At 46.0% G+C, this 12,413-nt stretch carries 14 protein-coding genes; 12 read left to right on the top strand and 2 right to left on the bottom strand.

Annotation, left to right across the window (positions count from 1 at the left end; translation table 11 throughout):
* Window positions 1-2 precede the first annotated feature (2 nt).
* From BO225_RS07235 to BO225_RS07185, 11 genes are all read left to right on the top strand, one after another.
* Complete coding sequence (locus BO225_RS07235) at window positions 3-1,049, top strand: type II secretion system F family protein (protein WP_076341587.1); 1,047 nt, start codon at window positions 3-5, stop codon at window positions 1,047-1,049.
* 9 nt (window positions 1,050-1,058) lie between these two features.
* Entirely contained in the window at window positions 1,059-1,352 is a 294-nt protein-coding gene (locus BO225_RS07230) for a hypothetical protein (RefSeq protein WP_076341586.1), read from the top strand.
* Between the two features lie 2 nt (window positions 1,353-1,354).
* A complete protein-coding gene (locus BO225_RS07225) occupies window positions 1,355-1,786 on the top strand; it encodes a DUF4860 domain-containing protein (RefSeq protein ID WP_076341585.1) in 432 nt (143 codons plus the stop codon).
* Between the two features lie 4 nt (window positions 1,787-1,790).
* Window positions 1,791-2,168, top strand: coding sequence for a hypothetical protein (locus tag BO225_RS07220; RefSeq protein WP_076341584.1), 378 nt, complete (start codon window positions 1,791-1,793; stop codon window positions 2,166-2,168).
* The gene (locus tag BO225_RS07215; RefSeq protein ID WP_076341583.1) at window positions 2,158-2,523 is read left to right on the top strand and encodes a hypothetical protein; all 366 of its coding nucleotides are present in this window, start codon (window positions 2,158-2,160) and stop codon (window positions 2,521-2,523) included. The genes BO225_RS07220 and BO225_RS07215 overlap by 11 nt, the downstream gene beginning before the upstream one ends.
* Window positions 2,524-2,525: 2 nt before the next feature.
* A complete protein-coding gene (locus tag BO225_RS07210; protein ID WP_076341582.1) occupies window positions 2,526-3,581 on the top strand; it encodes a type IV pilus twitching motility protein PilT in 1,056 nt (351 codons plus the stop codon).
* Between the two features lie 2 nt (window positions 3,582-3,583).
* Window positions 3,584-5,623: a bifunctional diguanylate cyclase/phosphohydrolase gene (locus BO225_RS07205; protein ID WP_076341581.1), complete on the top strand. Its 2,040-nt coding sequence runs from the start codon at window positions 3,584-3,586 to the stop codon at window positions 5,621-5,623.
* A 1-nt stretch (window position 5,624) separates the two neighbouring features.
* The gene (locus BO225_RS07200) at window positions 5,625-5,972 is read left to right on the top strand and encodes an Hpt domain-containing protein (RefSeq protein WP_076341580.1); all 348 of its coding nucleotides are present in this window, start codon (window positions 5,625-5,627) and stop codon (window positions 5,970-5,972) included.
* A complete protein-coding gene (locus BO225_RS07195) occupies window positions 5,969-8,431 on the top strand; it encodes a hybrid sensor histidine kinase/response regulator (protein WP_076341579.1) in 2,463 nt (820 codons plus the stop codon). The genes BO225_RS07200 and BO225_RS07195 overlap by 4 nt, the downstream gene beginning before the upstream one ends.
* A 61-nt stretch (window positions 8,432-8,492) precedes the next feature.
* Entirely contained in the window at window positions 8,493-8,981 is a 489-nt protein-coding gene (locus tag BO225_RS07190; RefSeq protein WP_076341578.1) for a PocR ligand-binding domain-containing protein, read from the top strand.
* Between the two features lie 93 nt (window positions 8,982-9,074).
* Window positions 9,075-9,917: a Cof-type HAD-IIB family hydrolase gene (locus BO225_RS07185; RefSeq protein ID WP_076341577.1), complete on the top strand. Its 843-nt coding sequence runs from the start codon at window positions 9,075-9,077 to the stop codon at window positions 9,915-9,917.
* A 24-nt stretch (window positions 9,918-9,941) separates the two neighbouring features.
* On the opposite strand, the gene BO225_RS07180 is transcribed toward BO225_RS07185, so the two are convergent.
* Window positions 9,942-10,460 (bottom strand): GNAT family N-acetyltransferase, encoded by a 519-nt coding sequence (locus BO225_RS07180; protein WP_076341576.1) that lies wholly within the window; start codon window positions 10,458-10,460, stop codon window positions 9,942-9,944.
* 36 nt (window positions 10,461-10,496) lie between these two features.
* The gene (locus tag BO225_RS07175) at window positions 10,497-11,903 is read right to left on the bottom strand and encodes a polysaccharide deacetylase family protein (protein WP_076341575.1); all 1,407 of its coding nucleotides are present in this window, start codon (window positions 11,901-11,903) and stop codon (window positions 10,497-10,499) included.
* Between the two features lie 178 nt (window positions 11,904-12,081).
* On the opposite strand from BO225_RS07175, the gene BO225_RS07170 reads away from it, so the two are divergent.
* A complete protein-coding gene (locus BO225_RS07170; protein ID WP_076341574.1) occupies window positions 12,082-12,405 on the top strand; it encodes a cyclic-di-AMP receptor in 324 nt (107 codons plus the stop codon).
* The last annotated feature ends 8 nt before the right edge of the window (window positions 12,406-12,413 follow it).

The following is a 12,413-nucleotide window of genomic DNA, read 5'->3' as shown; positions in this document are numbered from 1 at the left end:
GCATGCCAACAAAATCAAAATACACGATGAGCGCCGAACAACTCGCTATTTTATGTTCCCAATGCTCGATGATCTTACGATCGGGGATCCTCTTTTACGATGGGATCGATATTCTCGCTTCCTCGTATCGTCAAAGCGAATACGGGGCCCTGTTAGAAACGATCAACACCTACATCAAGCAAGGAAAAACGATGTATGAAGCGTTCAAAGAAACAAACGCTTTCCCCGCTTATTTTCTGCAAATGATCAAGATCGCCGAACTGACAGGCAATTTAGAAAGCGTCCTTCATCTTCTTTCCGAATACTATAAAAAAGAAGCCCGCTTGAAAGAAACGCTTCGCTCCGCTTTGACCTATCCGCTCATTCTTTTATTCATGATGGCGATCGTCATTGGCGTGATGGTCATCCAGGTGATCCCAGTCTTTATCCGCGTCTATGAAAACCTAGGGATTTCCCAAGAAGAAACGCCGATCTTGAATATCGGGATCGGGATCGGCTACGCCATCCTTGTCTTGACAGCATTGATCGGAATCGCGGCCATCCTCCTTTATATTTTATATAAACGCCATCAAGGTAAAGAGATCTTGCTCAAGGCGGCGCGCTTTATTCCGCCATTGCACCATATCTTTGAAGCCCAAGCCGCTCAGCGTTTTTCACAAGTCGTGTCGATGGCGCTAAGAAGCGGATACTCCTTAGAGGAGACGATCGAGCTTCTGCCGCGCTTTATGCCGACAGCAAGCTCTCAAAAACAAGCGAAAACGTGCTATGAGACATTTTTGAAAACCAATGATTTCGATCAAGCGATCGAAGCCTCCCATCTTTTCGCTCCCCTTCAAGAAAAAATGATCGAAGTCGGCAACGAAACAGGCCAAGTCGACCAAGTCTTTATGGAGCTTTCCGATTTGTATGAAAAGCGAGTCGATGAAGGGATCGAGCATATCGTATCGATCGTCGAGCCAACAATCGTGGCGCTGCTGACACTGATCGTTGGCGGCATCCTTCTTTCGACGATGCTGCCGCTGATCTCGCTCATGCTTTCGATGGGCTAGGAGCGAGGTATGCGTAAATTTCGTTTAGGGCTCGCGCTTTTCTCGATCATCGCGATCGCTATTTTCGCGATCGGCTTGATCAGCGCAAAGACTAGCAGCGAATCGACCAAGCTGCTTCAAGAAAGCTTGGAGGAAGCGATCGTCAACCAATACGCTTTAGAGGGCCGCTATCCGGCTAGCTTGCAGGAGCTGCTTAGCGACGAGTCGATCCATTATGATGCAGAGCGATATATCGTTCGCTACGAAGTGCTCGCAGAAAACTTGCGGCCGCGGATCATCGTGATCGAGCGAGGAGGAAATTGAAGATGAAGAAGAGAAGCTGGCAAGATTTTTTCATCTTTACGCTTTATGGCTTGTTCGTCTTGTTCTCGCTGATCCTTGTCCTTCTAGGTACACGTGTGTATGGAACGATCACCTCGCAAGACGAGGCGTCCAACAACCTGCGGACCGCCTATTTATATATTCAAAATAAATTGCGGAACGGATACGAGGATATTCAGATCGAAAATGGAGCGCTCTGCCTTCAATACGATGGATATTCGACGTATATCTACGAGATCGATGGAACGCTCTACGAATGGAGCGCTCTTTCCGAGCTGCCATTTGAAAAAAAACCGCAAGAAAAGATCGTATCGCTTCCTGGTTTTATCGTGGAAGAAGAAAATGGCCGGTTCGAGATCATTTTAAGAAATCGAGAAGGGAAAGAACAACGCTTAGTCCATCAAAGAAAGGAGTGAGATCGTGAAAAAAAATCGGAACGCGAGCTTTATGGAAATGATCATCATTCTTTTCTTTTTTGCGCTCGCTTCGGTGGTGATCGTCCAGCTCTACGCCAAGACCTTTTTGATCCATGAGAGGGCCCAAGCGAAAAGCTATGGCCAGATCTATATGGGGGAGCTGATCGAAGCGTATCGGATCGACCCACAAGAAGGGCGAGATTTTCAGGTCCGGATGGACGCCTATATGGAAGAAGATGAAGACGGAAAGTATGTTCTCGAAAAGAAGACTTCTTACGAAGAGGGCCTGCATACGATCGATCTGAGATTGTCTTTTCAAGATCAAGAATTGATCCATCTTGAAAGCAAGGTCAAAGGACAAGGAGATGGCGATGCGAAATAAAGGAATTGGAACGGCGTCTTTTGTGCTGATCGCCTTAGTGCTCGCGCTCATTTGTTTTGGAACGCTCGGGCTGTATTCGGCCAAGATGCAAGATACCCGTGTGGATCAAGCGATCGCCTCCTCTAAAGCGTATCATGAAGCGATCAGCGAGCTAGAAATCAAACGCTTGAGGATGGAGAGAGGGGAAGAGCCTTTTCAAGAGAGCGTGACGATCCCGATCGATGATAACCGCGTTCTTCAAGTCTTGCTTGTGAATGAGGCAGGAGGCGTACAAATCAAAAAGGAAACGATCGAATCTAAAGCCGATTGGATCGAAGACACCCATATTCCAGTATGGGACGGAAAGGAGAAGTAAGCATGGATATTTCAGAGATCTTGAAGGAAGCGATCCTTCAGAAAAGTTCGGATCTTTTTATCATTCCGGGCGCCACGATCCAAGTCAAATCCGAAGGGAAATTGAAACCGCTCTTTGAAAAGAAAATCATGCCCAGCGATTCTTCGATGTGGATCGACCAGATTTATAAAATAGCAGATCGCGACAAAGAAACGCTGAAAAAAAGCGGCGATGATGATTTTTCGTTCGCCATTCCTTCTCTTGGACGGTTTCGATGCAATGCCTATAAACAAAGAGGCTCTTTTGCCTGCGTCGTACGGGTCGTCCCTTTTGGCTTGCCAGATCCAAAGCATATGGAAATCTTGCCTTCGATCTTAGAGCTGGCCAACACAAAAAATGGAATGGTGCTGGTCACAGGGCCTGCGGGAAGCGGAAAGTCGACCACTTTAGCGTGCTTGATCGATCGTATCAACGAAAATAAGGGTGGGCATATCATCACTCTTGAAGATCCGATCGAATTCATCCATTCGCATAAGCGTTCTTTGATCTCGCAAAGAGAGATCTCGCTCGATACCAAGGATTATGCCGCGGCGCTAAGGGCCGCGCTTCGACAAACGCCCAATGTGATCTTGCTTGGAGAAATGCGTGATTTTGAAACGATCCAAACGGCGATCAGCGCCGCCGAGACAGGACAGCTGCTCTTGTCGAGCTTGCATACGTTAGGGGCGGCCAAGACGATCGACCGCATCATCGACGCCTTTCCGCCCAATCAGCAATCGCAGATCCGGGTACAGCTTTCGATGGTGCTCAAAGCGGTCGTCTCGCAGCAGCTCATTCCTGGAGAAGATGGCAAGCTGCATCCTGCTTTCGAGATCATGATCGTGACTCCGGCGATCGCGAATTTGATCCGGGAAGGCAAGATCTTCCAGATCAACAACGTGATCCATACTTCCAAAGAACAAGGAATGATCTCGATGGACGATTCGATCGCAGAACTGGTGCGAAATAAAATCGTCTCAAAGGAAAAGGCGCTCGGCTTTGTCCAAGATCCGATCGCCTTTCAAAGAAAGGTCCGATAAGTATGGATCAAAAGCCAAAAATATTGATCGTCGATGATTCGGCCTTCAATCAGGAGATGCTCAGCGAGATCTTGGAGGAGCAATATGAAATCATCAAAGCGGATAACGGATTCGAGGGCCTTCAAGTCGTGGAAAAAGATCCGCATGGGATTTCTTTGATCTTGCTGGATTACTATATGCCGCACATGAATGGTTTTGAGTTTTTGAAGATCATGAAACAAAGAGGTTGGCTAAGCCAGATCCCAATCATCATGATCACGGCAGAGAGCGATGGCGAGTTTATCGATCAAGCGTATGGATATGGGATTTTTGATTTTATCGTTCGCCCGTTCAATGTCTCGATCGTTCGACATCGTGTCGAAAATACGATCTTGGCGCACGCCAAACAAAAACGGCTCCAATACCTTGTCCAAAAGCAGGTTAAGGAGCAAGGCAAGCAAAGCGACATGCTCATCAACATCTTGTCGCATATTGTCGAATTTAGAAACGAGGAGAGCGGACAGCACGTCTTGAATGTGCGGCAGATCACGAAAGTCCTTTTAAAAAAGCTGACCGAGATCGATCCGCAACTCAAATTGGACAATGAGACGATCGAGCAGATCGCGCTCGCTTCTTCCTTGCACGATGTCGGAAAGATCACAGTGCCTTCCAAGATCTTAAACAAACCCTCTCGCCTCGATCCAGAAGAATTCGAGCAGATCAAGAAGCACGCCAAAAACGGATATGACATTTTGAATAAAGTGCCGAATTATCGCAACGAACCGCTTATGATCGTTTCAAAGCAGATCGCCAGATGGCACCATGAACGCTTTGATGGAAGCGGGTATCCGGATGGCCTGAAGGGAAGCGAGATCCCGATCAGCGCGCAAGTGGTCGCGATCGCGGACGTTTATGACGCGCTGACGATGGAGCGTGTCTATAAGAAAGCGTTCCCTCCGCAAAAAGCGATCGATATGATCTTGAATGGCGAATGTGGCTGCTTCAATCCGTTGCTTCTGCAAGTGCTCAAAGATCCGACGGTGCAAAAGGAGCTCAAAGAGATCGTGCAGATGGCAAAGATGGAGGTCATCAGCGATCGGCGCGAGTTCCTTGATTTATGCACCGATCCGATCTTGACGCCTTCGTTGCGGGATGATTTTGCGGCAGAAGCGCTTGATCTGATTTCGAAGCGCGATCAGATCTCGTATACGTTTTATTCAGAGAAGACTCAGGAGATCCGTTTTGAGATCTCGCTCGATCCGATGTTTTTGACGATCTCGTCTTCGATGGCGAAAAAATACGAGATCCCTTCTTCGATCCTGGATCCGCAGCACGATCCTCTTTTGCTTGAAAAGCTAGGAAAAGAAAATATAGATCGGATCCTGCACGAGATCGAATGTTCAAAAGGGAAAGAGGACGATATCGATTTTAATTTTTCGACGGAGCATGGCGGAGAGCCGCATTGGTGGCGGATCATTTTGCATCCGCTCTATCATGAAAAGGATCCAAAAGATGTGCGTGGCTATTTAGGCTTGCTTTTGGATATCCATTCTCAAAAGATGACGCACGAGATGTTGGAGCGAAGCGCTTCGATCGATGAATTGACTGGTCTTTTAAATAAGAATTATACCCAGATCCAAGTGAAAAAACGGCTCGAGGAAGCGGACGAAATGATGGAGTACGCGATTGCGATCCTTGATCTTGATTTTTTCAAAAACGCCAACGATGAATATGGACACGCCTTTGGAGACGAGGTGCTTGCTTATTTAGCCAAACGGATCCAAGGCTCGATCCGCAAGCTCGATATTGCCGGGCGGATCGGCGGCGATGAGTTTTTGATCATGCTTCAATATCCAGGGAATTTGGAGACGATCATGGACCGGATCTTCCATACGATCAGCAGTGGCTCTTATAAAGGGTTTCCGATTTCGATCAGTATGGGTGTGGCAAGTACAGAATATATCAAACGGAATTTTGACGATTTGTTCAATGTGGCGGATTTTATGCTTTATGAAGCGAAGCGGAGCGGCCGCGGTTGTCTAAAAATCTATAAAGGAGAGTAGGATGTATACATTAAAAGATTGTTTTAAGGAATTAGGAGGTTCGTACGAGGAGGTCCGAAAGCGACTTCCAAGCGATAAGATGATCGTGAAGTTTTTAAAGAAATTTATCGACGATCCTAGCTTTGCTTCATTGCAGGAAGCGATCCAAAACAAAGATCGGGAACAAGCGTTTTTGGCGGCCCACACACTGAAAGGGGTATGCCAGAATTTAGGCATGCACGATCTGTATATGCAAGCCAATCAATTATCGGATCTCTTGCGGCATGAATGGGATGAGCAGGGCGTGCTTGTTTTTGAGGAAACTGTGCCCGTGTATGAGCGGGCGATTCAAGCGATCGAGAAAATATGAATGAACAAAAGAATTTTTCATTAAAGCCGATGCTCCTTTGTTTTATTGGGTTCATCGTGTTGAGTGTAGCCATCATGACTGGCTTGATCTATGTCCTGCAGCACGATAGCGTGAAGACGATCACTGAAATCGGAAACATTTATATGGAAGGGATCAGCGATAAAAATGTCCAGCATTTCGAGACGATCGTAGAGACAAGGCTGGACCAACTCGCGGAGATCGGCTTGAATGAAGATCAAGCCGATATGATCGAGAGCGCCAAGACAAAAGGGATGAGTTCTTTGGCGATCTACGATAGTCAAGGAAATGTAGATCTTCTCTATGGCGATCCAAGCGAGCTCAACAGTAAAGCTTCTTTTTTGAAGGGGATCCAAGATGGCGAGATCGTCGTTCGCACAGGCACCTCTCAAAACGGGAGAGTGATCGCTTTTGGGATCCCGTATCGTGGAAAAGCTTTAGTGGGCGAGATTCCGGCTACCGACTTGGCGGCTCGTCTATTTAAGCCGGAAGAGAAAAGTCCGGTGGCGAGCTTGATCATTGCCAACGATGGCTCGTATGTGATCCGCGATTCGGACGACGGTTTCAATGGGTCTTATTTTGATCGTTGGAAATCCGAAGATGTCAAAGGTCTACAGCAAGCGATGGAGAAAAACGAGACGTATTCGAATGTCTGGACGGAGCATGGAGAAAGGATCCGGATCTATGCGACGCCTTTGCCGTATACAAAATCGTATTTGATCACGACGATGCCTTTTGGCGTGATCAACGATTTGATCAATGGGTTGAACATGAAGACGATCTTTTGGATCGGTCTTGGTTCTGTCTTGATCTTTGGCGTTTTATTGATCGGATTTTATCAATATTATCGGTTCTCGAAGCGTCAGATCGAGCAGCTTCGGATCTTAAATGACAAGCTTATGGTGGCTAGCAACGCCAAAAGCGAATTCTTGTCAAAAATGTCGCACGATATCCGGACGCCAATGAATGGGATCATGGGAATGACGACGATCGCATTGGCGCATGAAGAGGATAGAGATCGAGTGAAGCATTGTCTTTTGAAGATCATGCAGTCGAGTAAGCATCTTTTGAGTTTGATCAACGATGTGCTCGATATGTCGAAGATCGAAAGCGGCAAATTGACGCTGCAATATGAAGTTTTATCGCTCAAAGAGCTTGTGGGGGACATTGTGGCGATCGCTCAGCCCCAAGTTCTCGCGAAGCATCAAGATTTTGATGTGCTTTTGAGCAACGTGGAGTATGAAAACGTATATGGCGATTCTGTGCGGATGTCCCAGATCTTTATGAATTTATTATCGAACGCGATCAAATTTACGCCAGAGGGCGGACGGATCACGGTAAGCTTACGAGAAGAGGCCTTAGAGGACAAGCCTGAATTCATTCGTCTTCATATGGTCGTGGAAGATACGGGTATTGGCATGTCGAAAGAATTTATCGCCAAGATCTATGATTCTTTCACGCGCGAAAGAAGCCAGGTCGTGGATCATACAGAGGGCAGTGGTTTAGGAATGGCGATCACGAAACATATTATTGACGCGATGGGCGGACAGATCTTGATCGAAAGTGAGATCGGCTCGGGCAGCCAGTTCCATGTCATTTTGGATCTGAAGAAGGCCAGCGCACAAGGAACGGTTGTTTCTTTGCCTCCGCTCAATCTCATGGTGATCGATGATGATCCGCTCTTTCTCGAAACGGTGTCGGAATCGCTCGAACAGATGGGAATTTCTTTGGAATCCTATATCGATGTGAACAAGGCGCTGAACAAGCTCAAGGAGAAGCACTATGATGTGGTTCTTCTCGACTGGAAGATGCCATCTTGCGATGGGATCGAATTGGCGAAAAGGATCCGTGCACAGGTGGCCGAGCCGATCCCGATCATTTTGATTTCGGCTTATGATTTTTCGGAGATCCAAAGCCAAGCCAAAGAGGCGGGTATTGATGGATTTATTCAAAAGCCTCTGTTTCCTTCTTCTTTATATGAAGGGATACAGCCGTTCTTTACGCTTGAAGAAAAGGAAGTGGAAAAGAAGGAAGAGAATAGTTCTCTTGCTGGAAAGCGGATCTTGATCGCGGAAGATAACGAGCTCAATTATGAGATCGCGCACGATCTTCTCGAGGAGCGAGGTTTGCTTTTGGAGCGGGCGAAGGATGGAAAAGAGGCGCTCGATCTTTTCGAATCGAGTTCGGTCGGCTATTATGACGCGATTTTGATGGATATCCGGATGCCGAACATGGATGGTTATGAGGCGGCGAAAAGGATCCGCCATTCCAAGAGGGCGGATGCGGATGTATTGATCTTGGCGATGACGGCCGACGCGTTCAATGAAGACGCGACCCGCGCGAAAGAAGCGGGCATGAATGCCCATATTCCAAAGCCGATCGATATCGCTTTGGTGATGCAGATGTTGCGGAAATATTTGTCTGCGCCTTCCATATCTTGAATACGCTTTCATTCTGTGGTTAAATAAAAGAAAAGAATACGAATCGGAGGGATTTAGGATTATGAGATCATTGGAAGCAATTCAAAAAGCAATGGATTTCTATCATCAAATAACAGGTCTTCGCTCATATTTTGTTCAAGATATTGGCGATGTGGATAGCGCGAAGGAGAAAAACTTCTTTTGCAAGTGCATTAAAATGAGTAATAAAGCGCTCGAACATTGCGAAGCTTGCACTATAGAGAATTATACGAATGCGTTAGGAAAAAACGAGATCCAAATGTATTCATGCCACGCTGGTCTAGTGAAATGGTCGGTTCCTGTAGACTTTGAGGATGTGAAAGGCGTTATCGTCTCGGAGGGCGTCATCACTTCTCAGCAAATCGAAGACAAGGAACGCTGGATCGAGTATATCGTTGTGAAATACGATCTGCCAAAAGAGATCATGATGCAAAATTACGAGAAGATCGTGGAAATGGATGAAGAAGAAGTCAACGACAGTATTCAGCTTTTATTGGCGCTTCTTTCTTACTACAAAACGCTTTGCGAATGACCCGGAGAACGGGTCTTTTTTTTGTAACAGCGTTCCATATATTCGCTTTTTTTGATTTGGTATAATGAAAAAAAGAAAGAAGGAGGAACAGGAATGAGTAAGATCGTATTTTTGGATGTCGATGGCACATTGATCGATTATGAAGCGAAAACGCCCGCCTCCGCGAAAAAAGCGGTGGATCAAGCGCGCAAAAACGGGCATAAAGTCTATATTTGCACGGGATGCTCGAAGGCGGAGATCGAACAGCGCGATTTGCCAGAACTAGATGGAATGATCGGCGGGAATGGCGCCTATGTGGAAGATGCGGGTCAGGTCGTGATGCATCAAGGATTGAGCAAAGAAGAGGTTCAAAAGATCGTTGACTGGTGCAACGAAAGAAAACTCGGCTTTTATTTGGAAGCCAATTCAGGCATGTACGCCAACGAATATATGAAAGAGCAAGGCCCGATCGTGATGCAGAAATATGCGACCGGGAAAGGAGCGGATGAAGCAAGCGCCAAGGCGAGCGCCAACTCTTTCGTGAATGGATTCATCTTCTTGGAAAACGAAGATCTTTACCGCGAAGATGTGAACAAGATCAGCTTTATTCTTTCTTCGTATCAAGATCATCTTGACTCCAAGGAGGCGTTTCCTGAGTTGGTCGCCAATACTTGGGGCGGCAAAGGCGAGCAGGCGCTCTTTGGCGATCTAGGGCCGACAGGGATCACGAAAAAGCATGCGATCGAAGTGCTTCTCGATCATTTGAAGGCCGATCAAGCCGATACAATTTCTTTTGGGGACGCGAATATCGATCTTTCGATGTTCGAGCTTTGTCACTACAATGTGGCGATGGGCAATGGAGGAGAAGGCATCAAGGCAGCGGCTGATTATATCACAGACGATGTGAACGAGGATGGCCTCTACAACGCGTTCAAATATTTGAAGCTGATCGATTGAATGAAAAACTGGCTGAAAAAAATTTCAGCCAGTTTTTTTATCTTCTTTAACTTTTCCATAAAGGCAAAGATCATAGATCGTATCGTTTTTGAATACCGCGCTTTTTAAAACGCCTTCAAGCAAGAAACCATTTTTTTCAAGCACTCTTCTCGAGGCGATATTCGGTTCGAAAACCGATCCAGTGATTCGAATGATGTCGAGCTCTTGAAAAGCGAGTTCGCAAATTTTCTTAACGGCTTCGCTCATAATGCCTTTCCCGTATTCTTCGGGTAGCACATAGTATCCAATTTCCGCGTCTTTCCGGTTAACATCATCTTTTTTTTCGACCGAGATCGTGCCAACGATCTTGCCTTGAGCGACGATCTTTCGAAACACGCCGTTTTTATTCTCGTTTTCCTGGATCATATTGAGCCACCACTGGGCTGCGCTTTTCGTATAGGGATTTGGAAGACGATCGGATAAGTAGCTTCGATCGATCGCGTTGCATAGTTTGGTAAGAGCTTCTTCATCCTCGAAACTCCATTTTTTAAGTTCGATTTCCATCTTTCTCCTCTTTCTAGAAAAGAGCGTTTCCGCTCTTTAGTTGACGACATTGTGATGAGGCGCGTACGAATCCGTATCCAGCCCCAAGAACACATAGCCTTTGTCTTTATAATATTTAATGATTTCCGGCAGCGCTTCGACGGTCGTGTCTTTGGCATCTGTATCGTGCATCAAAATGTTGATGTATTGATCATCGCTCGCGGTGGCGTTTTCGACAAGCTGCGAAACAGGGACCCGGTTGCCGCTCGCGTCGGTCGAATCGACGTTCCAATCGAAATATTGATAGCCTTGTTCTTGGACTTTCTGGGTAAGCGTAGTCATGAGACCATCGACATAATTGGCCGAGATCATATTGCTCGAACCTCCCGGAAAACGGATCACTTTTGATTTTTTGCCCGTCACATCTTCGACCATATCCGAGATCTGCTGCAAGTCATCGAAATACGCTTCCTCGCTGCTGTACAGTTGGGAATAGTTATGTGTATACGTGTGGAGGCCGATCGTATGGCCTTCTTTAGCGGCCCGTTTCATATATTTATTGTATTCTGGGTGGTTTCCGGTCACGAAGAACGTCGCTTTCGCGTTGTATTTGTCTAAAATATCTAAGATCTTGGCGGTGTTTTCGCTTGGACCATCATCAAAAGTCAAATAGACGACTTTTTTGCCATAGGCTGGATCTTCCTTCACATTGACGATCTGTTCGTATTCTTTTTCATTGCCGGAACGATCGGAGACTTTGATCGTGATCGTCTGTTTTCCCGCTTCTTCTGAATCGAATTCTTCATCCATCGTCACAGTCGGTTCTGGATCGAAATCGTCTTTGACTTTGATCGCGGAAAGATCGAGCTCTTCACCTTGCTTGATCGTGATCTTTTGATCCGGATCGACTAAAGTTGGCGCTTTCGAATCCTCTTCCCGGATCAAAGTTCCTGTTTCTGTGGTCGTGTTTCCATCTTCATCGGTTGCCGTGACTTCGATCTTGTGTTTGCCACGCTCATCAAATGTTTTTTTATCGTATTTAAAATCAAATGTGACTTCGCTGGCGTCTTTGACCTCTTTGATGATCAATTTAGGATCCCCTTTATCCTTCATATCAACTTTGGCTTCCTGCAAAGTCAGTACAGGCGGTTTTTGGTCTTTGACATTCACGATCGCGTTGATCTTTTCGTTGCCGTAAGTATAGGTGATCGGGTATTCGCCTTTTGCGTTCGTATCGATCGTCCCCTCGATTTTTACATCATCTTTCGATCCGCCAAATACCCGTTTGATGTTGTCTTTTGGATCAAACTTTTCTTTGTATTCCACTACGATATCTCGAGCTTTGAGCTGCAGTGGATTGAGCTTCAAATAGACAAAATAAATCGCTGCGATTAGGACGAGCGGAACGAGCAAAACAGCGAGCAAACGACCTAAATGAAACCTTCTTCTTTTTCTTTTTGCCATTTTTGCTTCCTCTCTATCGCTTCCTTTTTATTATATAACGAATCGACAAAAAGAATGAACTGGCTCCTATAAAAAAATAAGAAAAAAAACAAAAGGTTTTGTTATAATTGGAAAGGGAGAAGATTCCAAACTTAAAAAAGTAAAAAATCATCAAGAAAACATAGAAAGGAGGCTCGATATGAAACTGATCTTAGCAATTTTATCCAATGAAGACAGCTCCACCGCATCTAGAGCCCTAACCGAAAAGAAATTTCAAGTCACAAAGCTGAACACGACAGGCGGCTTTTTACGGGCAGGCAACACAACACTGATGATCGGCTGCGAAGACGAGGACGTGCAGGAAGCGATCGAATTGATCAAGGAAAGCTCGCGTAAACGTTCGGAACTCATTCCAAGCTCGGCAGGTTATGATATGGGACGCTATATGTCTTTTCCGATCGAAGTGCAAGTAGGAGGCGCGACGATCTTCGTGCTCGATGTGGAACAATTTTTAAAAATTTGAGAAAGGAT

The sequence above is a fragment of the Dubosiella newyorkensis genome, assembly GCF_001945605.1.
Lineage (GTDB): Bacteria > Bacillota_I > Bacilli_A > Erysipelotrichales > Erysipelotrichaceae > Dubosiella > Dubosiella newyorkensis.
The sequence above is the reverse complement of the archived record's forward strand: the minus strand, read 5'-3'. Positions and strand labels throughout refer to the sequence as shown.

What these genes read in the sequence shown, in the direction of transcription:
- BO225_RS07180 (WP_076341576.1), bottom strand. Translation starts at nt 10,460, where the DNA reads ATGGAAATCGAACTTAAAAAATGGAGTTTCGAGGATGAAGAAGCTCTT.
- BO225_RS07225 (WP_076341585.1), top strand. Translation starts at nt 1,355, where the DNA reads ATGAAGAAGAGAAGCTGGCAAGATTTTTTCATCTTTACGCTTTATGGC.
- BO225_RS07205 (WP_076341581.1), top strand. Translation starts at nt 3,584, where the DNA reads ATGGATCAAAAGCCAAAAATATTGATCGTCGATGATTCGGCCTTCAAT.
- BO225_RS07190 (WP_076341578.1), top strand. Translation starts at nt 8,493, where the DNA reads ATGAGATCATTGGAAGCAATTCAAAAAGCAATGGATTTCTATCATCAA.
- BO225_RS07215 (WP_076341583.1), top strand. Translation starts at nt 2,158, where the DNA reads ATGCGAAATAAAGGAATTGGAACGGCGTCTTTTGTGCTGATCGCCTTA.
- BO225_RS07210 (WP_076341582.1), top strand. Translation starts at nt 2,526, where the DNA reads ATGGATATTTCAGAGATCTTGAAGGAAGCGATCCTTCAGAAAAGTTCG.
- BO225_RS07200 (WP_076341580.1), top strand. Translation starts at nt 5,625, where the DNA reads ATGTATACATTAAAAGATTGTTTTAAGGAATTAGGAGGTTCGTACGAG.
- BO225_RS07195 (WP_076341579.1), top strand. Translation starts at nt 5,969, where the DNA reads ATGAATGAACAAAAGAATTTTTCATTAAAGCCGATGCTCCTTTGTTTT.
- BO225_RS07170 (WP_076341574.1), top strand. Translation starts at nt 12,082, where the DNA reads ATGAAACTGATCTTAGCAATTTTATCCAATGAAGACAGCTCCACCGCA.
- BO225_RS07185 (WP_076341577.1), top strand. Translation starts at nt 9,075, where the DNA reads ATGAGTAAGATCGTATTTTTGGATGTCGATGGCACATTGATCGATTAT.
- BO225_RS07230 (WP_076341586.1), top strand. Translation starts at nt 1,059, where the DNA reads ATGCGTAAATTTCGTTTAGGGCTCGCGCTTTTCTCGATCATCGCGATC.
- BO225_RS07235 (WP_076341587.1), top strand. Translation starts at nt 3, where the DNA reads ATGCCAACAAAATCAAAATACACGATGAGCGCCGAACAACTCGCTATT.
- BO225_RS07175 (WP_076341575.1), bottom strand. Translation starts at nt 11,903, where the DNA reads ATGGCAAAAAGAAAAAGAAGAAGGTTTCATTTAGGTCGTTTGCTCGCT.